This is a genomic window from Bacillus sp. FSL R9-9834, from assembly GCF_038006905.1.
GTDB classification, from domain to species: domain Bacteria; phylum Bacillota; class Bacilli; order Bacillales; family Bacillaceae_G; genus Bacillus_A; species Bacillus_A pacificus.
This window is the reverse complement of record NZ_JBBOWD010000001.1, coordinates 1,735,461-1,759,478: the sequence shown is the minus strand read 5'-3', so window position 1 is coordinate 1,759,478 and position 24,018 is coordinate 1,735,461. Positions and strand designations below refer to the sequence as shown.

The window sequence follows — 24,018 nt, the reverse complement described above, 5'->3', positions numbered from 1 at the left end:
AAAACCTTCCACAATTGTGGAAGGTTTTTCTCATATAATCGCTTTAATTCCCTCTAACACTAAGCCAATCATAAATCCGCAAACAGCTCCGTTTACTCGGATCCATTGTAAATCTTTACCGACGTTATTTTCAATCATTTCAATTAACGTTTTATCATCTAACTTATCAAGATTTTCTTGCACAAGCTTTCCGATTTTCGAATGGTTATTCTCAACAAGCTTCACAACTTGTTTTTGTAACCAATCTTCTATTTTTTGAACAATCACTTCGTCATCTTTTATTTTATTCATTTGTTTTTGCAAAAATGGAATAACATACTTATCCGCAAATTCTTCATTGTTTACAAAGGCAACTGCTTTTTGCTGCGCTTGTTCCAACATCTCTTTAATTTTGTCAGTAGCATTCCAATTTGAAATCCATTTTTCTTTCCAATTTTCTAATTCTTGTAGTAACGCTTCATTTTCTTTTACATTTATAATTTCTTGACGAATTTTTGCTAATATAAGCTGTCTCGTGCTATTATCCGCATCTTGTAAGCTGTTAATATTGCTAATAATGAATTTCTGCAAAATGCCGCCAATTTTATCTTCATCTACAATATTCATAAACGACTTCAATGTAAACTGTAAAAATCCATCTACTTTTATATTTTCCATCGCCTTCATACCTAAACTTCCGAGCTGGTAACGTGCTTCATCTTGCGCTGTCCAATCTTTCACTTTTACTAAAATGTAATCAAGTGTCTTCTCATCATATTCTTGCACAACTAATTGATCAACAAGCACTTGTAAGATGTTACTTGTATTCATTGTATGCAAATACGTTTTTAATTCTTTTTCAATAATAACCGCTAATTTTTCCGTATCTATTGAAACAATCGCCTTCTCAGCAATCGTTACAATCCCTTTTTTCACAGCATTAGACTGCATTTCTCTCTCTGCAATTTGCAGCACCATTTGTGCTAGTTGCATTTCTTTTACTTTATTCGTAATACTTTCTTTCGTTAGCCACTCATTTTCTAACGTATTGATGAGCCCTTTCGTTACTCGTTTACGGTTTTTAGGTAACAAAGCTGTATGCGGAATTGGAATTCCCATCGGATGACGGAATAAAGCTGTAACTGCGAACCAATCCGCAAGTCCACCAACTAACCCAGCTTCAAATCCACCTTGAATAATCTCACCAGCTACCGACCCTTGAAAAGGAATAGAAGCCGCAAAACCTACCCCCATAACCCCAAGCGAAATACCCGCTATATATTTAGTCTGTAATGACATCGTATACACATCCTCTTATTATGTAAAATAAAGCTTTTTGTTGTATTTATTTGATATTAGTTCTTTATATCTATACTATAATGAACTAATGCGAAAATAACAAAGAATTTATAATAATACAAGTATTGCTTTCACACACTTTATAATCATTCAAATTAATTTTTACATTTTTTTCAAAATGATAACACCCTCTGTAGAGTTCTCTATGTTAAACTATCTATATAATATTATAATAGATAGGAACGATTAAAAATGTTCTCTAGCAAATTATCTACTTTAAAAAGAAGTATATTTCAAGGTGAAATATTTCAGTTTTTAAACAAAAAAGATGGCCTAATCGCTATTTTCTTTATCGCTATTTATTTAGCATACTTTTATTTTCTAATGAACTTTTGGTATTCTCCATTAATGAAAAATTCATACTTTCCAATCTCACATCCGCGTCTTTATGCTGTTTTAGGAATTACTTTGCACCAAATACCTATCGTAATTCTATTATTTATTATTCTTAAAAGATCGAAACAAACGTTATCAAGTATTGGTTTTAGAAAAAAAGGATTGAAATCTTCTCTCTTAATCGGAGCTTTTCTTTTGTTTATATACGTATATAAATACGAAAAAATAAATGGATTTCAATTAGAAATGCTTTATTTCCTTTACTACTATTTAATTAATATCGGTTTTGAAGAGGAAATTATATTTAGAGGATATCTTTGGCCAAGATTAGTTGTGCTACTAGGTAAATTTTGGGGTACATTTCTTACATGTGCATGCTTTGGTATTGCCCATTCATTTATGCCGATTATTTTAGGTGACACCTCTCAAGGAATTGGGGATTGGGTAGGAGCTGGTCTGGCCGGACATTTGCTTTATGCTTTTATTTACACTCGTAATAATAATTTACTCCTCCCCATATTCATTCATGCTTTTTTAGATATGCCCTATAAAGTGGGATAAATAAAAATGAGGCTATTTACAGCCTCATTTTTGGTTTAACGTAAATGCCTCACCTTTTTTATAATACCCATCCATCACATCTTCTGGAACCATACTACCTCCCGTTCCCCACACAATATGAGTACCTTTCTTCATCTTCTCTGTTAACTGTTGTTTTTGTAAATACCCATCTTCTGTACATACTTTCACTGGTCCTATCATACCAGCTAATGCAGAAGGCTCTAAATAAATATTTTCCGTATCAGCTAGTTCTTTTAATAATCTATATAACTCTTCATCACTTACTGTGTAATTTCCACTCAAAAATGGTTCTATCGTTTTACCGACAAATCCAGACGGTCTTCCTACCGCTAGTCCGTCCGCGTCTGTTACATTATCAATCCCGATATCTTGAACGGCAATTTTATCATGAAGTCCTGTCATTAAACCGAGTAACATGCATGGAGAATGCGTAGGCTCGGCAAAGAAACAGTGTACGTTGTCTTTATACAATAACTTTAAACCAAATGCGACTCCGCCAGGTCCGCCCCCTACTCCGCATGGTAGATAAACGAATAAAGGATGTTCTTCATCCACTACAATCTCTAACTCTTCTAATTGTTTTTGTAAACGCGAGGCTGCTACTGCGTATCCTAAAAATAAATCATGTGAGTTTTCATCATCTACAAAATAACAGCTAGGATCTGCATCTGCTTGCCTTCTTCCTTCTTCTACAGCTTTACTGTAATCAGCTTCATATTCAATAACATTTACACCTTTGCTTCTTAATAAATCTTTTTTCCATTGTTTCGCATCTGCTGACATATGAACCGTTACGTTAAAACCTAGTTTCGCACTCATAATCCCAATGCTTAGCCCTAAATTTCCTGTTGAACCGACTGCAATTGAATATTTGGCAAAAAACTCTCTACATGTATCACTATCTAAAATGGAATAATCATCTTCTTCTGTTAACATACCGTGCTGCAAAGCTAATTGTTCAGCATGTTTCAACACTTCATAAATGCCGCCTCTAGCTTTAATTGATCCTGATATCGGGAGATGACTATCACATTTTAATAATAATTCTCCTAAAATAGGTTGCTCGTAATTTTTCTCTAAAGCTTGTTTCATAGAAGGGATTTTCAATAAAGGTGATTCAATTATGCCTTTCGTCTCTTTCGTTTCAGGAAAAACTTTCGCAATGTATGATGCAAAACGCTTTAACCTCTCCTTCGCATCTTTTACATTCTCTTCACTGAGTGGCGAATCTTTTATTGCCGTTTCATACTTTTCCATGTTCGGATTCACCCAAAACACTTCTTCTGTTTCAATCAATTTATTTAATAGTGGATATTCCTCTTTTAATTTCTCTATTTCCTTCATTCCTCTTCCTGGTTTAAAATTCTTATAAAAATCTATAAATTGTTGGCGAACCAAGTCAAATGCCAACTACCGAAAAGGAATCTCACCTTTTTCCTGTCCGTAAGATTTGTGACCTTTTCATCCACCTATTGTGAAAGAATGACGGCAGGTTCCTGTTAGGAACGGTCTTTTCTTGCATACTACCATTCATCCAAGTCAGTAGTATGCAAGAGGTTATAAGAAATAAACCAGTACCCCCCTTCTATATTTAAATTTTAAATAATAATTGTTGATTGCTCATATAAACAGTTTTGTGAAGAATACTCCACAATTTCCAATTGTGATGATCTTTCCATGTTTTAATCGTTTGTAGCCATTTTTTATATACTTTTTTCGTATTCGTATCCTTTTCGCTTTCTTCCATTGAAGCGACAAAAATACGGAGTTTTGTTGTAATTTTGTTTTTTAATAATAGAACAACTTCTTTAGGTAATCTTTCTTGGAAACCTAATCCACGTCTTACGATTGTGAACGCAGCGGTTTCGTGAACACTAATACCAAACTTTTTACTATATTTTAATTTTCCGATCACACTTGTATAGGCAGGATTTACTGTTTTGACAGAAAATCCGTTACGAAGAGCCATACGAATTAAACTATCCAACATTTTTTTATACGTAAATTGATGAAATTTACGATTGCTGTATTTATCAGTATCATGAGACTGTCGGAATTTCAAATCCTCTAAAATAATACCACCTACATTGTTTTCTATTAACCATTTTTTGATTTGTTGTACGATTTGTCCGATTACTGTTGTGCGTTTGTTTGTTGAAAATGTATCAAGATTGTGTAAGTAAAAGATCTTCGAACCCTTAAAATTACCTTGTTTTGTACATAAACTAATTGCAATTCGATCCGGATTCACATCGATCCCTGCAATTAAATCAGATTGTGGTGTTTCTTTAAAATCTAATACACGACCTATTTCCGTTTCATCAAACGTAATGTTTACATAAAAATCATTTTGTTTGCGAATAATTTCTACACTATATTTTTGATGATCTATAATCGGTTTTCCTTTTGGATTTACACCGATTTGTTCTCCCATAACAACATTTGTGATTTCATGATAAAAACGATATGGAATAATAATCGGAACTTTGATTCGTGGGCTTTTTGTTTTTCCATTTGTTCGTCCTAATGAATTTGCAATTTCTAACCATCCTTGCCCACAATCATCAACTGTAATGCGCATGTTCAAATTCCCTTTTTTACTTTTATCTCCGCGAGAATATAATTGCCTTGTACGTAAATCTTTCCATTCTTGATTGGATATCTTACCTTTCATTCTTTCATAGAAATTTTTCCGTCCACCAAAAATAATAGGAGGTAATGTTCCATTTTTAATATGTGTTTCATACATTTCAATTTTTTGTTCTAATTTTTGTTGTCTTTTTCTTAATCCAATTAGACACATTTCTAATGAAACTTTTTTTGGGTTTTTCCTGCCACTTTCATAATCATCTTTTTTTTGTAATGTTTTTTCTAATTTTTTTTGATTGTTTTCTAGGTAAACAGGAAGAAGTTCTTTTTGGGAGGAAAGGATGGTTTGTACTTGCAAAACTGCATCTTCACAAAAGCGTTTGTTTAACAAATATTTAAGTTGTAGTTTTTTAATCAATTCTTTCTCGCTTTCTCCTTCAATTAAACGATTAAAACTATATCGTTTTGCACTTTCGAACGTACGGATCAAAGTAATTAAAGCTTCCATTTGTTCTTTTGTAATAGAATTGATTTTACAAGTACGTGTTGTTTTCATCCTTTTCCCCCTTTTCATCACCTGAAAATATTATAGGTTGAATTCTGTAAAATATAAAACCTGTAATTGTAAATTTTTATAGTTTTTTATAGTTTTTTATAGATTCTTATTTACTGTTATTACCTCCTCATCACCTTGTAGCTTGCGATTTAATAAATTATAATTAAATTAATTTTAATATAGTTTAACATAAATTATCCACTTTAGTTAATTTTAATTTAATTTATTTAAATATAATTTAATGATCAGTAAGGAGATTTTCATTATGGAAAATATAGATATTGGTAAAAAAATTGAAAAACAAAGAAAGGAAAAAGGTTTAACGAGTAAAGAACTAGCAAAGATGGCCGATATTACACCATCTATGTTAAGTCAAATTGAACGCGGATCTGCTAACCCTTCTATCCAAACATTAAAAGTTCTCGCTAAAGCGCTTGATGTTCCAACATTTAGCTTTTTACTTGAAGATACAAATACAGACGATTTAATTGTACGCTCTCATAAACGTAAAAAAATGATTATCGATAATTTATCATATGAAATGCTATCACCTGATTTCACAGGAAATTTAGCAACAGCGATTATGACTGTCCCGCCGAATACAGCTTCATCAGAAAATGTACTAGAACATAAGGGTGAAGAATTAGCATTTGTATTAGAAGGGAAAATCACATTACATTTAAATGAAGAAGAATACATATTAGAAACGGGTGATAGTGTAAAAATACCCGCTTATTTAAAACATAAATGGGTAAATCAATTTGAGAAAAATGCGATTGTTTTATTTTCTGTTACTCCACCGATTTTTTAATAGATGTAATAAAAATAGCCACGTGCGGATTCCTCCGTACATGGCTATTTTTATTTTTTCGGCACGAACAAAATCCCTAAACTCAGAACACAAAAACTGAGTATTTGCTGCATCGATAAACCAAATAAAATCGAATTCTGTTCACTAATAAGCGAAAGAATAATATGAGCAACACCCTCAACTATTAGAAAAACACTTATGTTCTTTCCATTTCCGAGCCTTTCATTTTTCATCCATAATAAGCCCAATAGACACAGGGCAAGGATGATCTCGTATACAAAAACGGGGTGATATAAAAATTTAGATTCATATACTTTCACACCCCAAGGCAGTGTCGTTTGTACTCCTATTTTGTGGTGGAATAGAAAATAGAAAACAATACTCATACATAGTCCAATAGGCAATGTATCAAGTAAAATGCGAAGTGAAAATTGCTCCTTTTTACTTTTCCAAACAATGTATACACTTGCAATTATGCATCCTACTATAATATGTTTCATACTTCCTATAGCTAATAATGCTTGCAGTGGCGACCTAATAGCCCATACTGGATTTAAAATTGCCGGTGCAAATTTCCATAAAAATACGATGATAAGAAAAGCATTTGTTACTGCATCCATCATTTTTTCATATGGTACACTTTGTTTCTTCATCTTTCGTTTCATCAACATAAATCCAAATAGACTTCCAATTATAAGAGATACGGGTTGTAACCTCACGATCCACTCCATTAATACAAAATCCCCTCTTTAACTCTCAATTAATTTCTTAAATTTCTCTTCTAATTGATCTGGAGGTAATACGCCTCGTACTTGCTCTACGATAATGCCATCTTTATTAACAAAAAACGTCGTTGGTAAAGAAAATACTTTATAGTCTAATCCAGCTACTCCGTCCATATCTAGTAAAACAGGAAACTTAAATCCGTGACGATCCGCAAAAGCGCTCGCTTCTTGCACTGGATCTCCGATTGTTGCATTTACCGCAAAGATTTCAACATCCTTTTTATATTTATCATACATACGAACTAAGTCAGGTGCCTCCATTTCACATGGACCACACCATGATGCCCAAAAATTAATAAGATACGGTTTTCCCTTTGCATCATGTAACGAATACAACTTCCCGTCTAGTCCTTTTAACGTTATGTTTGGTGCTTTAAATCCTACTTGTGGTAATACTTCTGTTTTTTGTAACTCCGCTTGTTTTTCTTTTCTTTCCTTTTCTTCTTTCTTTGTATTATAAAAGTTCACTCCGGCCCAAATTAGTGCTCCGGCTAGTATAATCACAATTAGTTTCTTCACTTTTCTTCCTCCTAAACACACTACATAAAGTAGTGTTAATACTTAAAAAAAAGAGGCTATATGCACTCTCCGACAATCAGTACAACCGACATACAAAATAAACCTACTGTTACATATACCGAATTCGTATGTAACGGCATATTGAGCTTAACAACTTTTTCATGTAACACTTGCTCAATTCGTAAATTTATTGCTGTTTTTGCAAATGAAGCTGTAACACATCGATTTTCCATTGTCTTTATTTTAATTAATTTTAATAATGCGCTTCCTAACTCGAATTTAGATTTCATTTTCCGCATTGCATACTTATCTGCAGCTAACTCTTGATACACATGATAGCGCTGCAATAGCCCTTTTAATATCGGGATGTATATCATTCCTTCTGCTAATAACGTAAAACAAAATAATTTTAATGGGTCTCGATTGTTTTGATGATATTCTTCATGAAAAATAATCGCATCCATTTCTTCAGCTGAAAAAGTTTGAAGCATCCCTTCTGACACGACAACTTTCGGACGAAATAACCCAATTGTAAATGCCGCAACTTCCGCAGTCGGCAATATATATATTTGTTTTCCTTTTCGAACGAAGGGAATAAGTACTTTTTGTAACCTTTTAGTATCAAAAAATTGTCGCCACATTCTTTTGCAAACAATAAACACAGTAAGTAGTAGAAATCCAGCGATTATAATACGAATGAATGATAATTCTTTCATATGTTTTTCTAACTGAAACAAGCAAAAATTCGAAAGAAAGAACGCCTTATTTTGAAACAGAAATGGATATGTAACGTAATACACTAACATACTAAAAAAGAGGGAACTAACAATGACTGCTAACAATACGATTTTACGCATTTGCCATTTCATTTCATTAATCCTCTTTTTTTAACTGACTCAATTTATCTTCTAACTTTTTTATTAAAGTCGGATCAACTTGCTCTAATTCATCTAGCATATGATTTACAACTAAATCACCAAATTCCCCCATCAATTCCTGTGTCATTTTCTTCGTTTGATTGGATAAGAATTCATCTTTTGTTTGTACAGCACGATATATTCCACTTCTTTTCATAGTCTGCTTTTCTAAGTGTAATTTCTCTACTAACCTGTTCATAACTGTCATTACAGTATTAAAATTTACAGGTGATTCTTCACTTAATTTCTGCTGTACTTCTTTAATCGTAATACCCTCACTAGACCAAACAATCTCCATAATCTTTGCTTCAAGCGGTCCAAAGAAATGATTTAGCCCTTGTTCATTTAGCTTATAGTTTTGAGTAAACATCGTATAGCTCCTTTCACACTAAGAATTGTAGTATAAATGAAATAAAAGGTCAATTATGAATGCTATACACTAAAATCCACTCCCAAATCCCATTTACTGTAAACCTAACTTTTCTCCAAATGTTTCAAACAGATACTGCTCTAATATTTGTACACTAAACTTCTCATTACGCCCAAGTGCAAACAATTCCCGATCTTTCGCTACGATAGTATCTAACGGGATAACGACATTATCCACTATTTTTGTAATTTCAATGATGTTACTTTTTACATTTACCTCTGTTTTAAATTCAATGTTTTCTAATACGATATGCGAGCGTCTTCCTGATGCAAAAAAAGTAAAGTTAGGATTTTTATAAATACCAATTTCACTCTCTAGTGGATATAAATATTGAAAAATGATATCTCTATGTCCATCTTTTATTATTTTTTCATCCTTCTCATCATCCAAGTATTCTTTCACCTTCGTTGTAAATTCAAATCGAAAATCCACTTTTTTCACGCTCCCTCTTTGTATTTTTATATTAAATAAATATATTGAAATAATTTTACCATATTGTAATACAACTTCCTATTAAAAGTAAAAACTCATTTGTAAAATCTATATTATTTCCAGTTCTTTTTTAAAGGATAGGCACTCATTCAATATGAATTCATGCTTCGTTATATCTATTTAAACATATTGTTTCCATATTTTGAAACAATAGTAAGAAGCATTATATAACAATAAGGTGAAACTTTAATCAGTAGGGGTTTGTTCATCCCCCGCCTAACTTCTTTGCTTCCGCTGAATTTTGAGATGGGGGTCTTACTGCCCGTTATTGCGGGATAAACTGTTTCTAATTCATTTTCCTATATAGCCACTATCACCTTTATTATTCCAATATATTTAAACCCCATTTTCTACTTATTCATTACGTAAGAGAAGGAATGTAACTCTCTTCTATCGAATTTTTATATAACGAAAATGATTAGGTGGTGCTTTACTATGAAATTAGCTGTCATTGGTGGCGGTGATTTACAAGATTCAAATCACTCGCCTATTAATGAGCGACTTATAGAATTAACAAATAAACAGTATCCGAAAGTATTATTCATTCCTACAGCTAGTCATGATGATGAAAGCTATATAAAATTATTTTTAGACACATTCGAAAAACAATTACACTGTGACGTACAAATTTTACGTATTATAGCCGATACACCTTCTAAATATGAAATAGACGAAATGATTCAGTCTGCTGATTTAATTTATCTCGGTGGCGGGAACTATATTCAAATGATTACAGAATGGAAAGAACATAAGCTCGATGAAAAATTACTATTGGCTCTGCAGCAAGGAACGCTCATTGCAGGGTGTAGCGCTGGTGCTATGTGTTGGTTCACATCTAGTATCCGCTCAGATTATGAAGGTTCTGGTTATATAGAGAGTAACGGCTGGGGCATTGTGAACAAAAGGTTTTGTCCACATTATAATCAATTAAATAGAATGAACGCCTTCCATTCCTTTTTACAAAATCATCAAGGTAATATAGAAGGCATTGCACTAGAAGATAATTGCGCCTTATATATTACAGAAGAATCTTTTGAAATTATCGGTGAACCAGAAAAAGCGTGGGAATTTTATATGAGTGATAATAAACTCATTAGACAACATTTTGATATTACTTTAAAAAGCTATTTGTAAATCTGCACTTATAAAAAATGTCCCTAAGTATAATAACTTAGGGACATTTTTAGTGTTTAACTCACTAATCGTGTAATTCGTTTCTTCTGCCATGAAAGCTTATAATATGCATATTGTAGTATTAAGCTGACAATAAATGCTGCTGGGTATCCAATCCATATCCCTTCTATGCCAAGACTTGTATGGTAAGAAAGGTAATACGCTACAGGTACTTCAACAAGCCAAATTGATACGACGCCAATAACAGTTGGCCATAATACTGTACCGCTTGCTCGCATTGTCGCACTAATAATTTGCGCATGACCGAAAATTAAATAACTCCATAATGTGATCATAACTAGGCTATGAGCAATTTCAATTGTAGTTTGACTCGTTAAAAATAGTGCTAGAATGTCTCTTGAGAACAAGTAAATGAGAGATATTAACACACCACCGATGACGTAGTTCATAATAATTCCGGCCTTCACAACTTTCTGCAATCGATCAAATTGATTCGCACCAATTGATTGTGCAGCAAAAATGGAGACTGTAATACCAAGACTAACGGCTGGCATTTGTACATAACTTGCAACTTGGTTCACAACGCCATAAGCTGCTGTTGCATCCGAACCGTAACGATTTACAAACGCGATTACCGCAATTTCTGATAATGAAACTAATATCATATTAACACTTGCTGGAATACCGAGTCGTAGTAATAACTTTAATAAACCCCAATCCATTCGAAGATATTTCCTTACCGTACTATCTAATTGTAGCGGGTGATTTTTCTTCTTTAAATACACTAACATGACAATAAACGTAATAACTGTAGATATAACAGAAGCATAGGCTGCTCCATACACATCTAATTTTGGAGCACCTAACCATCCAAAAATAAGGATTGGTAATAAAATCATATTTAGCGCTGTACTTACAATTAAAAAGTAAAATGGCGTTTTAGAATCTCCTGTACCTCTCATAAACGTTGTGTATGCGAAATATAAAAATAAGATTGGCATCGATATAAATAAAATACGTGCATAATGTACACTTATTTCAATAATATTTTCTGGCGTCCCCATAAGGCGCATAATATCCATTGCAAAAATACTACCTACTATCGCTAACACAACTCCAATAATAAAGGTAAATGTTAGCGTCGTACCAACAATCGCTTTTAAACGATCTTCGTTTTTTGCCCCAAACGCCTGACCAATTAAAATGGAACTCCCTGAACCAATACCAATTACGAATGAAACAAGTAAGAAAAATAATGGGAAGAATGCCGATATGGCCGCTAAATCATTCACTCCAAGCCATCTTCCTACTACTACCATACCGAATAATTGTCCAACTGATTGTAGTACATTACTTAATAGTAACGGTACTAAAAACATGGACATCGATTTCCAAATCGGTTTACTCTCACTTTCTAACTTATGTGACTCCGCACCTTCTTTATTGTTATTTGTAGGTGGTTTCAAATTTCATTTCTCCTTTTATTAAAAATCTGTTTTTCAACTTCCATCTTTTTGTATATTTGTTGTAATGGTGTGCTTCTATTCATATTCTTTCCTATGTTATTATAACTTCACCCAATATTGGCTTCCATCAGCTGTTCTATCTAAAAACCCGTATTCGATTAAATATCTTCTCAAAGTTACAAAATCCGGATATACGCTTTCTATAATAGCATTTACTTCTTTTTCAGTGTACTTTTTATTACTATCAAACTTCGTCACTAAATGACGTAATATAATTAATTTACGCTTTTGCTTTTTTGGAAATTTAGAAAGCGGTCCATCTAATCCCTCTGTAAAATGCGTTTTTAACACTTCATCATTTTCTTCTTCTGTAATATTGTAACGATCATCTACCATCGTTGCTGTTCTATGAATGGGTACAAATTTCGTTTGTACTTTTGATTTTTCTTCTGACAGTTCCATTAACGCTAAAAACACTTTCGCTTGCTTCATTTTCTCTCGAAGTGTAAACCGATGATTGCGGATGGTTGAAGTACTTCCCCCATCCATCTCTTTCACAATCTCTTTATCATTCAGCCCCATATGGAAAAACTGAACCATCTTCTTTTGCAAATCAGTTAAACCTGTATACTTCTTATCTAAATTTAATAAATAATCAAACATCGACGTATGTTCGTTTTGCACATGCAATTGTACAAACTTCTCTGCTTCATACAAAACTTGATTATCTTGATAAATAACACCCTTAATAAACGCTTCTCCACACGCTAAACAAATATATTCCTCTACTTCCGCTTCAAATACATACCCTTTCTTCAACTCCTCAACTGAAGCGTCCCAAAACTTCTCTGAAATATCACTCATACTAAACACTCCTTTAAAATGTTTGTTTTAAAATAAACAAATCTTAATAACGTTTATTACCACTTCATCATCTTAACATAACAAAAACAAACTTTTCAATATTTCGTTTACCTATTTTATAAACTTTTATAAAAACGTCTATTGGATATTCTTTAAAAAGGACATAAAGCAACGAAAAGCGAATGTATTTAATATATGAATTACGATAGGATGTGAAACAAAACATGAATATTCTGGACGACCTTTGGTTTACTGTTAAACAAATTGCCCAAAATACATATGCAATTAGTGAATATGGACATTGGGAGAAAGTACATTCCTTCTTACTTGTAGGCGATACTACCGCACTCCTTATTGACACTGGACTAGGTATCGATAATCTGAAGCGTATAACTGACCAACTAACAACCTTACCAATTACTGTTGTCACAACACATGTCCATTGGGATCATATCGGTAGTCACTCACACTATGAAGAGATCTATGTACATGCTTTAGAAGCAGATTGGCTCATTAACGGGATAAAAGGACTTCCTATTACTCAAATTAGGCATGACATCGCTCGAGATATCACTTTACCTACACCTAAAACATTTCAACCTGAAACATTCAAGCCTTTTCAAGGAACACCAACAAAATTACTACAAGATGGAGACATTATTGATATCGGAAATAGGAAGATTCAAATTATACATACCCCAGGTCACTCACCGGGACATATTTGCCTATACGATTATGAAACTGCGTTTTTATTTACGGGAGATTTACTTTATGAGGGCACGATTTTTGCATTTTATCCATCTACAAATCCTGTAGATCTAGTTCAGTCTCTAAATAAAATTACAAACGTCTTTCCTATTAAACAAATTTTTGGTTCACATCATACCCTCGGCCTTTCACCTGTTATATTGAAAGAGGTAAAATATGCTATTCAATATTTAAATGATAAAGAGCTGATCAAACACGGGACTGGTATTCATACATTCCAAAACTTCAGCATTCAATTTTAACTAAAAAAAAGGTGTTTCCGTATAAGAAAACACCTTTTACTTTTTATATATTCTATTTACAGTCTCTACTAAAACCTTACTTACCTCTACAAATATATGTTTTCGATTTCCATCCTCAACAAATTTCTTTGCACAACTACCCATAACCGTCATACAACTAATTATGACTAACGCTATCTTTCTATTCTTGTAAGTCACTTCATGCCACTCCACTATTACAAAACTTCTTTTGAATTTATCCCATCAAGAAATTTTACATGAATAATAAAACGTGTGAATATGCAATTATGCATATTCACACGTTTTATTACGATGTTATGATTTAATTTAGTTAAAGTACACGTATACCGAGGTGACTAACTTGAAATTTAAAGCGAAAAAAAATCCATTTCACGTCATTTTTATTACATTATTTATCATGATTTTTTTCATTTCGCTATTCTTCCAAAATGAAAATTCTATTTTTTTCACCCTCATGATGCTGCTAAATATCGTGAATCTTTCTTCATTCTATTTCTCTCACTACAACGTAACGGAATCATCTCTTTTCGTAAAACATGGTTTCATACTACGTACTGAAATTCCCTTTGAAGATATTCGCCACATTAAATACTCTGGTAAAAAACTTCATTCAAAGAAATGGACTAGACAGCAATTAGAAATCCATTATAATTTATTCGACTCTGTGACAACTTTCGTACCACAAGAAGAAGAAAAATTCATTGCACTTTTAAAAGAAAACTGCCCACATATGAAAATATTGAATATGTCTGCTAACAAATAATATATTTTGGCACTTACAGTAATAAAAAAAACCAAGATTCTAAACGAAGAATCTTGGCGTTTTTATTACTCTTTCGGAGCAATCATTTTTTTCGGATCGACAATTTCATCAAATTGTTCTTCTGTTAGTAGTCCAGATTGCAGCGCTGCTTCTTTTAAAGTTAGCCCTTCTTTATGAGCATGCTTCGCAATTTTCGCTGCATTTTCATATCCGATATGCGGGTTTAATGCTGTAACAAGCATTAATGAACGATTCACATTCTCTTTAATGACTTCTTCATCTGCTTCAATACCAACTGCACAATTATCATTAAATGAAACAATTGCATCTGCTAATAAGTGAGCAGATTGTAAGAAGTTATATGCAATAACAGGTTTAAATACATTTAACTCAAAATTGCCTTGGCTCGCTGCAAATCCGATTGTTGCGTCATTTCCCATCACTTGTGCTACAACCATCGTTAACGCTTCACTTTGCGTTGGATTTACTTTTCCTGGCATAATAGAGCTTCCTGGCTCATTTGCTGGAATAATAATTTCTCCTAGCCCACTACGTGGACCACTTGCCAGCCAGCGCACATCGTTAGCGATCTTCATTAAATCCGCTGCTAATGCTTTTAATGCCCCATGCGTATATACAACTTCATCATGACTCGTTAATGCATGGAATTTATTTGGTGCAGAAATAAATTGCTTACCTGTAAATTGGCTAATTTCCTCAGATACCATCTCACCAAATTTAGGATGGGCGTTTATACCTGTTCCAACTGCAGTACCACCAATCGCAAGCTCTTTCATATATGTATTGCTCTCTGCAATCATACGCTCTGTTTTTTCAAGCATACGGTGCCATCCACTAATTTCTTGTCCTAATGTTAACGGTGTCGCATCTTGTAAATGTGTACGACCAATTTTTATAATATGTTCAAATGCAGTTACTTTTTCTGCTAACGTTTCTTTTAATTTCGTAATTGCTGGTAACACGTGATTTTCTACTGCGAGTACACATGCTACATGAAGCGCAGTTGGGAAAGTATCATTTGAACTTTGAGACATGTTCACATCATCATTCGGATGAATATGTACGTCAGATCCCTTCTCTTTCAAAATTTGATTCCCTCGGTTTGCAATTACTTCATTCACATTCATGTTTGACTGAGTACCACTACCTGTTTGCCATACGACAAGTGGAAAATGTTCATTCCATTTCCCTACAATCACTTCGTCAGCTGCTGTCACAATTGCTTCTGCTTTTTCTTCTGATAACTTTCCTAATTTTTTATTAGTAAGTGCTGCACTCTTCTTTAAAATGGCAAATGCTTTTACAATTTCAAGCGGCATTTGCTCTGTTCCAATCGGAAAGTTTTCTTTACTACGTTGTGTTTGTGCTGCCCATAATTTATCAGCTGGAACTTTAATTTCTCCTATTGTATCTCTTTCAATTCTGTACTCCATTTTTTCATCCCCTTGAAAATAAAATACCTACATTTCTTATAATAACAGACTTTCTCTTAAATGATAAGAATTCTCACTCATATATGTAGATATTCTATACTTATTTTTAAAAATTCCTCTTGGCCTAAACTTAAGTTTAGGCTGTACCCTTTCCTTTGTAACCTACTATAACACTACTGGAGGAATTCAATACGAAAAAATATGCTTTCATAACAGGTGCAAATAAAGGAATTGGATATGAACTTGTTCGTCAATTAGCAGAAAAAGATACGACAAAAAATTGCTAAATATGAGGTTGAGATAACTTCTTCAACTCCTATTACAAAATAAAAAATCACCTTCTACAACACGTAGAAGGTGATTTTTTATTTATGATGCTTCTTTTCCTTTTTCAGCATCATCAACATACCAAATAAATTTGCCTGTATATCCGTAAATAACCGCTAAAATTAACGATACGAAGCTTAACCACATAAACGGAACGTATGAGAACGTTGCTACACCTAAAATACCAGCCATAAAAATACCATTATCAGACCATGGAACCATACCTGAAGTTAACGTTCCACCTACTTCTGAGTTACGTGCTAATACACGTCGGTCTATTTTTAATTTATCATAGCTTTCTTCCATAATTTTCGGTGTTAAAATTAATGATACGTACATTGCACAACCAAATATATTCGCTAAGAATGCCACGATTAATGTAGACAATGTTACATTACCTGCAGAATTTAATTTCTTCTCAAATTTTGATACGATTACTTTTAAAACACCTAGTTTTTCAAGTAATCCACCAAATCCTAAACCGAAAATAATAACGGCTACTGATCCAAGCATACCGTTAATTCCACCACGGTTTAATAACTTGTCCACAAATTCAACACCAGATTGAATTGAGAATCCATTATACGCTGTTCCAATGGCATCTCCAAAGTTCATTCCTTGGAAAAGAGTTGCCCAAATCGCACCAATTAAAGCTCCCATTGCAATTGTTGGCATAGACGGTCTCTTTAGTGCTAATAGAACAATAACAATGACCGCTGGAACAAGCATCCATATTTTAATATCAAATTGCTTTAATAAAGCTTCTTTTAAAAACTCTACTCGATTTAAATCTACGTTATCTCCGCCATACATCCAACCAGCTACAGTAAACATAATACTAGTAATAATATAAGCCGGAACATCTAATACGAGCATAGCTCGAACGTGAGCAATAACATCTACTTTCGCCATAGAAGCTGCCAGAACAGTACTATCAGAAAGTGGTGATAATTTGTCGCCGAAATAAGCTCCTGAAAGAACTGCACCAGCAACAAGTGGAAGTGGTAAACCAAGCCCTTCACCAATCGCCATCATAGCAATACCTGCTGTTCCAACTGTTCCCCATGATGTTCCTGTCGCGATAGAAGTGATCGAACAAATAATTAATGTTGCTAATAGGAATATGCTAGGGTGAATAAATTCTAATCCATAATAGATTAATGTTGGTACAACGCCACCAGCAATCCATGTTCCAATTAAAGCACCTACTGCAACTAAAATCAGTATTGCTTCTAATCCGTTAGAAATCCCTTTCGTAATTGCATCTTGCAATTCTTGATAACGAAATCCTAATCTTAATCCAAGCGCAATTACTAAAAACCATGAAATAAATAGCGCTAATTGAATTGGGAGATCAAAAATCGTTTGGAAGGAAAAGACAACAGCAAGAAATAGTAATAAAAGAACTATGATTTCTAGCATCGATGGTAATCTTACACTTTTCATTTTTTTCTCTCCTTACAAGTCGATAACATGACGTGTGTCGTCTTACATGTATGTAATATACAATTAGCGAAGACAAAACAAAATTTTCATATTATTTCGATTTATTTTTCCAGTATAATATATTGGACACCTTTTCTATTGTAAAAGTAGATGCTACTTTTCGCAATGGAAAATATAAAAAATGTTACATTTTTTATATTTAACAATCAAAGAGTAACTTTTTTAATATTTGCCAACATAAAACCTTTTACTATTATCCTCACCGTTTAAAGGAATATCATTATTCCCCACACAAAAAAGCACGCATCATTCAAATGATGCATGCTCCACTTTTATTTATACATATTTTGTATTTCTTCTTTATTTTTAAGTATTTCCACAAACTTATCGCTACAACCTTTCGGAAATAATACGCCGAGTCCATATGAATGCTGGAACTGAAAATGAGGGTGCTTTGCTGTGACTTCATCCCAAAACTTATACACACCGAAGTTTCGATCTTTCACCTCAATATCATGAAATAAGACAATACCGTTATTCGCAAGTTTTGGTAACCATGTTTTATAATCATGAGAAACTGCTTCATACGTATGATAGCCATCAATATGCAACAAGTTTATCGTTCCATCTTGAAATTGATCAACGGCCTCATCGAAAGTAGAACGAATTAAATTACCTATATTGGGATAACTCGTATTTACGACTTTCTCTACGATTTGATAAACGCCTTCTCCATATGGACCTGTATGCTCATCTCCCGTCCAAGTATCTACAGCAAAACATTTTGTAGCTAATCCCCCATCCTTTACCCCTTGACAAAAACTAAAAAAAGAAGCTCCTAAATGTGTACCTAACTCGACTAATACTTCCGGCTTTTCAAACCTTACTAAATCATATGCAAAATCTAAATGCCCAATCCACGCCGTATTTGCCCGAATAAAATGGCTATAATTATCAAATTCAAATGTTGGTTTATGAGTAACCCAGCTCATCGCATATCTCCTTCTACCCATATTTTTAACAAACCAAATTACTCTTATCTTTATTTTTTTATCGTTATGATTATGATTCTATTTCATGAAAATATGAAGAATTTATTCTTTTTATTGGGGTAAAGCATCATATACATATGGGTCTGTTGGCTTATTGATTTTCTCCACTTTGTTTACTTTTACGAGTGGAAATAGCGTTCCTTTATATGTCGTTTCGTCCAACAAACCTGTTATTTTCACCCATGTTTCTTGTGGGAGCTTTTTTACGTTTTCCCCTGCAACAATCATCCCCCAGACTGATGCATCCGCAATACAACAAGTTATGCCATATCGCGCCACTACCGCTTTATCACCTGTCACATCCTTATCATTATATATAAACCCTGAGAATGTAATTTCCTTCCCTTTAAATCCTTTTACATCTTGACCAATTATACTCATTGTTTGAACATAATCCTTATCCTCTACTTGTATCTTTCGTTGTCCCAACATACTTTTTGCTAATTGTTCTTCCGCTTGATCAGTCACTTTTAAATTCGAACTTTCATCTTGTTCTTTCCCATTAGAATTTGCCTGTATTCCCTCTTTTTCGTTCTTTTCCATACTTATCGCCTGTACACTTTGATTCATACCCCTTTTTCCTGCTAAACTTCCATCAATTGTTACACCTCCAAATAAAAAAGCACTAATAATTAGAACAACAAATAAAACATATACAAAATATCTTTTTAACCCTAACTTCAATTCCCTATGATGCACACAACAATTACAATCATCTTGTTCCTCTCTCTCATCTCCCCAAACTTGTAATGAACCAAGAAGTAAAATCACTACAAAAGCTATATACGTAAATTTAATCATTTTTGGAGCGATAAAATTATAAATATTCCCTGTTACAAGTAATTTAAATAAGAGCATTGCTAAACCAATTAAAATAATGCCACGAATATAGCGATGATAGGCCTTCTGTTCCTTTTCCTCCACGTTTCTCACCTCCTATAACGTTGTAATTTGCACGATTGCGTACACCGATAAAATAATAATTCCAATCAAAAAGAATACAAATCTCTTTTGAAAATAAGCAAATAGCATCAATGTATTTTTCATATCAAGCATAGGTCCAAACACAAGAAATGCGAGAAGTGCTTTTACAGAGAAAACATGTCCAAAAGATGCCGCTATAAACGAATCGGCCGCAGAGCAAATAGATAAAACATAACCAAATCCCATCATAATAATTGGGGCAATTACTTCGTTATGTGCTACTGCATCCAGTACATTCCGATCAAAAAATGTTTGAAATACACTTGCTAAAAAGGCACCAATCAGTAAATACTTACCAGTATCAAAAAACTCATCTACAGTGTGATTCATAACATCTTTCCAACTCTTTTTTTTGTTTTTTTGAACTGACACCTCTACGTCTTTTAAAACATTTCTTTCGCGATAGCGATAATACACAATTAAACCTATGAATAGAGCAACAAGAATTGTTACCCCAAAGCGTGCATATACAATGTAATCATTTTTTTGAAACGCATATACAGTAGATAAAAGAACAACTGGATTCATAATAGGTGCACTTAGCAAAATAACAATGCCCACATGAAGTGGTAACCCCTTTTGAATGAGCCTTCTTACAATTGGTATAATGACACATTCACACATTGGAAAAAGAATTCCAACAAATACTGCTGGAACCATTGCAACAATTGGAGATTTCGGCATTACTTTTTGAATCATATCTTCTGTCACAAACACTTGAATGAGAGAAGAAACAATTACCCCTAATAAAATAAATGGTATTGCTTCAAATATAATACTTAAAAACACCGTATTCACATTCAACCATTCTTTTGGCATACTTTTATGCAAATTTGCTAAACTTGTAAAATCTACAAAAAATAATAAAAAGAGAAACATAACAATAAGAGCTATTCCTATTAATTCTTTTGAAACCCTATTAAAGACCATCCTTCTCGCCTCCATTTTACTTATATGTAAACAAGTGCTTGTCCAAAAGCTTCCTGCTATAGCACAAATTTCATAGTCTATTTCTATTCTTAAATCGTAATCATTATGATTTATTATTGATTTTTTCTTTTCCATCATTTAATATAAAACGTAATCATTACGATTTAAAGGAGAGAGTATTTCATGAAAAAAGTACCTATCACTGTATTAAGTGGTTTTTTAGGAGCTGGAAAAACTACCTTACTACATCATATTTTGACTAATAAGAACAACTTAAAAGTAGCTGTTATCGTTAATGATATGAGCGAAGTAAACATTGATGCATCCCTTATCAAAAAAGGTGGTTTTTCACGTACGGAGGAAAAACTAGTAGAAATTCAAAATGGCTGTATTTGTTGCACACTACGAGAGGATTTAATGATAGAAGTGAATCGGCTTGTGGAAAACGGTGATATTGACTATATAGTTATTGAATCTTCCGGTATAAGTGAGCCGATTCCAGTTGCCCAAACGTTTACGTATACAGACGATGTTCTGAACATTGACTTAACAAAAAATTGTCGCCTCGATACGATGGTTACTGTTGTAGATGCAAATAGATTTTGGGATGATTTTGCAGATGGTGAAAGTTTATTAGACCGTAAGCAGGCAATTGATGAAAACGATACTCGGGAAGTTATTGATTTATTAATAGATCAAATTGAGTTTGCAAATGTAATTCTCCTTAATAAGATAGACCTACTAGAAAAAGAAGATGTGAGAGAGCTCCATCATTTACTTAAGAAATTAAATCCTAGTGCAAAAATTATTGAAACTTCATTTAGCAACGTACCACTGCAAGAAATTTTGAATACAAACTTATTCAATTATGAGGAAGCGAGTCAATCGGCGGGTTGGATACAAGAATTAAATAGTGAACATCATACACCTGAAACTGAAGAATATGGCATCAATTCCTTTGTGTATCGCCGTAAATATCCTTTCCATCCTGAACGCCTTATGAATTGGCTAGAAAAATGGCCTGTGGATGTCGTAAGAGCAAAAGGCTTTTTCTGGCTCGCATCACGTAATAATATGATAGGGCTTCTATCTCAAGCGGGTTCCTCTATTACAATTCAAGGAGCCGGTGAATGGATAGCGGCATTACCTGAAACTGAAAGAAATCAAATTATTACAGAAGAACCCGAAGTATTGAAAAGCTGGAACGAGCGATATGGAGATCGAATAACCGAACTCGTATTTATCGGAATTGATATGAACCGTTCTTTAATTGAACAATCATTAGATGATTGTCTATTAACAGAAAAAGAAATGGCACAAAACTGGGATACATTCATTGATCCTATTCCAGCTTTTACTTACACTTCATAATTTAAAATAGAAAGGCTTCCGTAAACGAAAGCCTTTCTATTTTATCGTTCTCTTATTTAACAAACTTCTTTAATCTGAATAACAGCTTTACATAAAGCGAGAATTTTCAGTTTGTTTTTTATTCATTTCGTGATATATTACATATTGTATACAATATATTTTTTGAAAGGAGGAATCAATACATGATGAATCCAAATCGTTTAAAAGGAATCATTATGGTTGTAATTGGTGCTTGTTTATGGGGATTATCCGGAACAGCTGCACAACAACTTTTTCAATATGAACATGTTTCTACTGAATGGTTAGTTACAATTCGATTGCTTATATCGGGCGTTATCTTGCTCATTATTTCATCATTCGGAACGAGAAAAAAAGAAATATTCAGCATATGGAAACAAAGATCTGATGCTACTAAAATGATATTGTTTGGCCTATTCGGTATGCTTGCTGTACAATACACGTACTTCGCTTCTATTAAAGAAGGAAATGCTGCCGTTGCAACATTATTGCAATATTTAGCTCCTATATTTATTACTGTATACTTACTTTTCAAATGGAACGTTCGTCCATCAAAAATTGATTTTATTTCAATTGTCCTTTCATTAGTAGGTACTTTCCTCTTACTAACAAACGGGTCTGTTCATAACTTAGCTGTTTCTACACCAGCTATTATTTGGGGTATTTTATCTGGATTATCTCTTGCTTTTTATAGTTTATATTCAAAAGAATTACTAGATAGATGGTCTTCCTCAGTTATCGTTGGATGGGGCATGATTATTGGGGGTATGGGTGTAACGATTGTACACTTTATTACTACGAAAGAATTCATTTTATTGTCAACGATGAAATATGTAAAACTAAATACCTTACCGCTCATCACATTTGTCATCATTTTCGGAACACTCATCGCATTTTATTTATACTTAGACAGCATACGATACTTAACCCCGAAAGAAACGACATTATTCGGTTGTACAGAACCACTCGCAGCTATTATTTCTTCTGTACTTATATTACATGTACCATTTCAATCTTTTCAGTTATTAGGGGCCCTTTGTGTCATTGTAATGGTGCTTATCTTAAGCCAAAAACCGGATGAAGGGAAACCCGAATTAAAGCTTGTTCATGAGAAAAAGGAAAATATACAATGAAAGGATTGAATTCACTATGCCTATCCCTCAAAATAATAAAAAACTAGGAAGAGTTTCAGCAAAATCACTCGTTTTAAATCAACTACAAGATTGGATTATTGAAGGTGTACTGAAGCCCAATGAAAAAATTAATGATGGGGAACTAGCTGAAGCACTAGGAGTAAGCAGAACACCTGTAAGAGAAGCGCTTCAAATATTAGAGCTTTCTGGATTAGTGGAAATGGTACCTGGACAAAAAACAAAAATTGCTCCTATTCAGTTAGACGACATTCCGATCATTTATGAGACGATGGCTGGTCTTCACTCTATTATAGGAAAACAAGCACTTCAAAATATTACAGACGCTGATTTGAAACTACTTTCTGTAATAAATGATGATTTTCAGTGCTCTATAGAGAAACAAAACACAAAACAAGCTTTACAACTAGATATACAATTTCACAATACCATTTCTTCTATTGCTAAAAATCAATATATTGAACCCTTTCTAGAAAATATGCAACTTCACGTTTTACGTCTTGAATACTTGTTTTTCCAAAACTTCGTTCCAGCAAGTCAATCTATTGAAGAACATCACTCCATCATTCAAGCACTGCAAAAGCAGGACGAAAAACAAATAGAACGAATGATGTCTCAAAACTGGCTCCGTCCAATGAAAGAAATACAAAAAATAATTTCTACGAAATAAAA

24 protein-coding genes are annotated in these 24,018 nt (G+C 33.4%); 8 read left to right on the top strand and 16 right to left on the bottom strand.

All coding sequences use genetic code 11. The features are described from left to right. Nucleotides 1–30 precede the first annotated feature (30 nt). Nucleotides 31–1,278, bottom strand: a complete 1,248-nt coding sequence (locus MKY00_RS09245; protein WP_016717120.1) for a DUF445 domain-containing protein — start codon at nucleotides 1,276–1,278, stop codon at nucleotides 31–33. A 252-nt stretch (nucleotides 1,279–1,530) separates the two neighbouring features. Between MKY00_RS09245 and MKY00_RS09240 the strand changes: the two genes are divergently transcribed. Then, nucleotides 1,531–2,235, top strand: a complete 705-nt coding sequence (locus MKY00_RS09240) for a CPBP family intramembrane glutamic endopeptidase (protein WP_016717119.1) — start codon at nucleotides 1,531–1,533, stop codon at nucleotides 2,233–2,235. Nucleotides 2,236–2,259: 24 nt separating this feature from the next. Here the strand turns inward: MKY00_RS09240 and dsdA are convergent, their stop codons facing one another. Together dsdA and MKY00_RS09230 are read right to left on the bottom strand one after the other, a co-directional pair. Next, a complete protein-coding gene (gene dsdA, locus MKY00_RS09235) occupies nucleotides 2,260–3,600 on the bottom strand; it encodes a D-serine ammonia-lyase (RefSeq protein ID WP_016717118.1) in 1,341 nt (446 codons plus the stop codon). 247 nt (nucleotides 3,601–3,847) lie between these two features. After that, the gene (locus tag MKY00_RS09230; RefSeq protein ID WP_080495925.1) at nucleotides 3,848–5,401 is read right to left on the bottom strand and encodes an IS200/IS605 family accessory protein TnpB-related protein; all 1,554 of its coding nucleotides are present in this window, start codon (nucleotides 5,399–5,401) and stop codon (nucleotides 3,848–3,850) included. 265 nt (nucleotides 5,402–5,666) lie between these two features. On the opposite strand from MKY00_RS09230, the gene MKY00_RS09225 reads away from it, so the two are divergent. Then, on the top strand, nucleotides 5,667–6,212 hold the full coding sequence (locus MKY00_RS09225) for a helix-turn-helix domain-containing protein (protein ID WP_000427640.1): 546 nt from the start codon (nucleotides 5,667–5,669) through the stop codon (nucleotides 6,210–6,212). A 50-nt stretch (nucleotides 6,213–6,262) separates the two neighbouring features. Here MKY00_RS09225 and MKY00_RS09220 read toward each other — a convergent pair whose 3' ends face one another. From MKY00_RS09220 to MKY00_RS09200, 5 genes are all read right to left on the bottom strand, one after another. Continuing rightward, nucleotides 6,263–6,943 carry a prolipoprotein diacylglyceryl transferase family protein gene (locus MKY00_RS09220; protein ID WP_000454859.1) on the bottom strand — a complete coding sequence of 227 codons (681 nt, stop codon included), beginning with the start codon at nucleotides 6,941–6,943 and terminating at the stop codon, nucleotides 6,263–6,265. Nucleotides 6,944–6,961: 18 nt separating this feature from the next. Further along, nucleotides 6,962–7,516, bottom strand: coding sequence for a TlpA family protein disulfide reductase (locus tag MKY00_RS09215; protein WP_000734019.1), 555 nt, complete (start codon nucleotides 7,514–7,516; stop codon nucleotides 6,962–6,964). Nucleotides 7,517–7,572: 56 nt separating this feature from the next. Beyond that, nucleotides 7,573–8,385: a M56 family metallopeptidase gene (locus MKY00_RS09210; RefSeq protein WP_014893864.1), complete on the bottom strand. Its 813-nt coding sequence runs from the start codon at nucleotides 8,383–8,385 to the stop codon at nucleotides 7,573–7,575. Nucleotides 8,386–8,389: 4 nt separating this feature from the next. Continuing rightward, on the bottom strand, nucleotides 8,390–8,803 hold the full coding sequence (locus tag MKY00_RS09205; protein ID WP_016717115.1) for a BlaI/MecI/CopY family transcriptional regulator: 414 nt from the start codon (nucleotides 8,801–8,803) through the stop codon (nucleotides 8,390–8,392). Nucleotides 8,804–8,896: 93 nt separating this feature from the next. Then, nucleotides 8,897–9,295: a DUF3942 family protein gene (locus MKY00_RS09200; RefSeq protein WP_014893865.1), complete on the bottom strand. Its 399-nt coding sequence runs from the start codon at nucleotides 9,293–9,295 to the stop codon at nucleotides 8,897–8,899. Between the two features lie 495 nt (nucleotides 9,296–9,790). Between MKY00_RS09200 and MKY00_RS09195 the strand changes: the two genes are divergently transcribed. After that, on the top strand, nucleotides 9,791–10,489 hold the full coding sequence (locus MKY00_RS09195; protein ID WP_000762133.1) for a peptidase E: 699 nt from the start codon (nucleotides 9,791–9,793) through the stop codon (nucleotides 10,487–10,489). A gap of 56 nt (nucleotides 10,490–10,545) precedes the next feature. On the opposite strand, the gene MKY00_RS09190 is transcribed toward MKY00_RS09195, so the two are convergent. After that, the gene (locus MKY00_RS09190) at nucleotides 10,546–11,955 is read right to left on the bottom strand and encodes an MATE family efflux transporter (RefSeq protein ID WP_000804169.1); all 1,410 of its coding nucleotides are present in this window, start codon (nucleotides 11,953–11,955) and stop codon (nucleotides 10,546–10,548) included. A 99-nt stretch (nucleotides 11,956–12,054) separates the two neighbouring features. Beyond that, a complete protein-coding gene (locus tag MKY00_RS09185) occupies nucleotides 12,055–12,819 on the bottom strand; it encodes a DUF2087 domain-containing protein (RefSeq protein ID WP_016717113.1) in 765 nt (254 codons plus the stop codon). Between the two features lie 224 nt (nucleotides 12,820–13,043). Between MKY00_RS09185 and MKY00_RS09180 the strand changes: the two genes are divergently transcribed. Then, a complete protein-coding gene (locus tag MKY00_RS09180) occupies nucleotides 13,044–13,829 on the top strand; it encodes an MBL fold metallo-hydrolase (protein ID WP_016717112.1) in 786 nt (261 codons plus the stop codon). 36 nt (nucleotides 13,830–13,865) lie between these two features. Here MKY00_RS09180 and MKY00_RS09175 read toward each other — a convergent pair whose 3' ends face one another. After that, nucleotides 13,866–14,027 (bottom strand): hypothetical protein, encoded by a 162-nt coding sequence (locus tag MKY00_RS09175; RefSeq protein ID WP_033678361.1) that lies wholly within the window; start codon nucleotides 14,025–14,027, stop codon nucleotides 13,866–13,868. 163 nt (nucleotides 14,028–14,190) lie between these two features. On the opposite strand from MKY00_RS09175, the gene MKY00_RS09170 reads away from it, so the two are divergent. Further along, a complete protein-coding gene (locus MKY00_RS09170; RefSeq protein WP_000669080.1) occupies nucleotides 14,191–14,613 on the top strand; it encodes a PH domain-containing protein in 423 nt (140 codons plus the stop codon). Between the two features lie 65 nt (nucleotides 14,614–14,678). On the opposite strand, the gene fumC is transcribed toward MKY00_RS09170, so the two are convergent. The 5 genes from fumC to MKY00_RS09145 all read right to left on the bottom strand — a co-directional run bounded on the left by fumC (nucleotide 14,679) and on the right by MKY00_RS09145 (nucleotide 20,806). After that, a complete protein-coding gene (gene fumC, locus MKY00_RS09165; protein WP_000456602.1) occupies nucleotides 14,679–16,067 on the bottom strand; it encodes a class II fumarate hydratase in 1,389 nt (462 codons plus the stop codon). Nucleotides 16,068–16,436: 369 nt separating this feature from the next. After that, nucleotides 16,437–17,840 (bottom strand): Na+/H+ antiporter NhaC, encoded by a 1,404-nt coding sequence (gene nhaC, locus MKY00_RS09160; protein WP_000843989.1) that lies wholly within the window; start codon nucleotides 17,838–17,840, stop codon nucleotides 16,437–16,439. A gap of 332 nt (nucleotides 17,841–18,172) precedes the next feature. Beyond that, the gene (locus tag MKY00_RS09155; protein WP_016717111.1) at nucleotides 18,173–18,832 is read right to left on the bottom strand and encodes a class I SAM-dependent methyltransferase; all 660 of its coding nucleotides are present in this window, start codon (nucleotides 18,830–18,832) and stop codon (nucleotides 18,173–18,175) included. 111 nt (nucleotides 18,833–18,943) lie between these two features. After that, a complete protein-coding gene (locus MKY00_RS09150; RefSeq protein ID WP_016717110.1) occupies nucleotides 18,944–19,816 on the bottom strand; it encodes a TIGR03943 family putative permease subunit in 873 nt (290 codons plus the stop codon). Between the two features lie 12 nt (nucleotides 19,817–19,828). Next, nucleotides 19,829–20,806, bottom strand: a complete 978-nt coding sequence (locus tag MKY00_RS09145) for a permease (RefSeq protein WP_074585821.1) — start codon at nucleotides 20,804–20,806, stop codon at nucleotides 19,829–19,831. 183 nt (nucleotides 20,807–20,989) lie between these two features. On the opposite strand from MKY00_RS09145, the gene MKY00_RS09140 reads away from it, so the two are divergent. From MKY00_RS09140 to MKY00_RS09130, 3 genes are all read left to right on the top strand, one after another. Next, the gene (locus tag MKY00_RS09140; RefSeq protein ID WP_000757655.1) at nucleotides 20,990–22,177 is read left to right on the top strand and encodes a GTP-binding protein; all 1,188 of its coding nucleotides are present in this window, start codon (nucleotides 20,990–20,992) and stop codon (nucleotides 22,175–22,177) included. A 185-nt stretch (nucleotides 22,178–22,362) separates the two neighbouring features. Beyond that, nucleotides 22,363–23,328: a DMT family transporter gene (locus tag MKY00_RS09135; protein ID WP_029141098.1), complete on the top strand. Its 966-nt coding sequence runs from the start codon at nucleotides 22,363–22,365 to the stop codon at nucleotides 23,326–23,328. A 16-nt stretch (nucleotides 23,329–23,344) separates the two neighbouring features. Beyond that, a complete protein-coding gene (locus MKY00_RS09130) occupies nucleotides 23,345–24,016 on the top strand; it encodes a GntR family transcriptional regulator (RefSeq protein WP_029141097.1) in 672 nt (223 codons plus the stop codon). Nucleotides 24,017–24,018: the final 2 nt, after the last annotated feature.

Coding starts and splice junctions, on each gene's coding strand:
- MKY00_RS09245 (WP_016717120.1), bottom strand. CDS start 1,278: ATGTCATTACAGACTAAATATATAGCGGGTATTTCGCTTGGGGTTATG.
- MKY00_RS09240 (WP_016717119.1), top strand. CDS start 1,531: ATGTTCTCTAGCAAATTATCTACTTTAAAAAGAAGTATATTTCAAGGT.
- dsdA (WP_016717118.1), bottom strand. CDS start 3,600: ATGAAGGAAATAGAGAAATTAAAAGAGGAATATCCACTATTAAATAAA.
- MKY00_RS09230 (WP_080495925.1), bottom strand. CDS start 5,401: ATGAAAACAACACGTACTTGTAAAATCAATTCTATTACAAAAGAACAA.
- MKY00_RS09225 (WP_000427640.1), top strand. CDS start 5,667: ATGGAAAATATAGATATTGGTAAAAAAATTGAAAAACAAAGAAAGGAA.
- MKY00_RS09220 (WP_000454859.1), bottom strand. CDS start 6,943: ATGGAGTGGATCGTGAGGTTACAACCCGTATCTCTTATAATTGGAAGT.
- MKY00_RS09210 (WP_014893864.1), bottom strand. CDS start 8,385: ATGAAATGGCAAATGCGTAAAATCGTATTGTTAGCAGTCATTGTTAGT.
- MKY00_RS09205 (WP_016717115.1), bottom strand. CDS start 8,803: ATGTTTACTCAAAACTATAAGCTAAATGAACAAGGGCTAAATCATTTC.
- MKY00_RS09195 (WP_000762133.1), top strand. CDS start 9,791: ATGAAATTAGCTGTCATTGGTGGCGGTGATTTACAAGATTCAAATCAC.
- MKY00_RS09185 (WP_016717113.1), bottom strand. CDS start 12,819: ATGAGTGATATTTCAGAGAAGTTTTGGGACGCTTCAGTTGAGGAGTTG.
- MKY00_RS09180 (WP_016717112.1), top strand. CDS start 13,044: ATGAATATTCTGGACGACCTTTGGTTTACTGTTAAACAAATTGCCCAA.
- fumC (WP_000456602.1), bottom strand. CDS start 16,067: ATGGAGTACAGAATTGAAAGAGATACAATAGGAGAAATTAAAGTTCCA.
- nhaC (WP_000843989.1), bottom strand. CDS start 17,840: ATGAAAAGTGTAAGATTACCATCGATGCTAGAAATCATAGTTCTTTTA.
- MKY00_RS09155 (WP_016717111.1), bottom strand. CDS start 18,832: ATGAGCTGGGTTACTCATAAACCAACATTTGAATTTGATAATTATAGC.
- MKY00_RS09145 (WP_074585821.1), bottom strand. CDS start 20,806: ATGGTCTTTAATAGGGTTTCAAAAGAATTAATAGGAATAGCTCTTATT.
- MKY00_RS09140 (WP_000757655.1), top strand. CDS start 20,990: ATGAAAAAAGTACCTATCACTGTATTAAGTGGTTTTTTAGGAGCTGGA.
- MKY00_RS09135 (WP_029141098.1), top strand. CDS start 22,363: ATGAATCCAAATCGTTTAAAAGGAATCATTATGGTTGTAATTGGTGCT.
- MKY00_RS09130 (WP_029141097.1), top strand. CDS start 23,345: ATGCCTATCCCTCAAAATAATAAAAAACTAGGAAGAGTTTCAGCAAAA.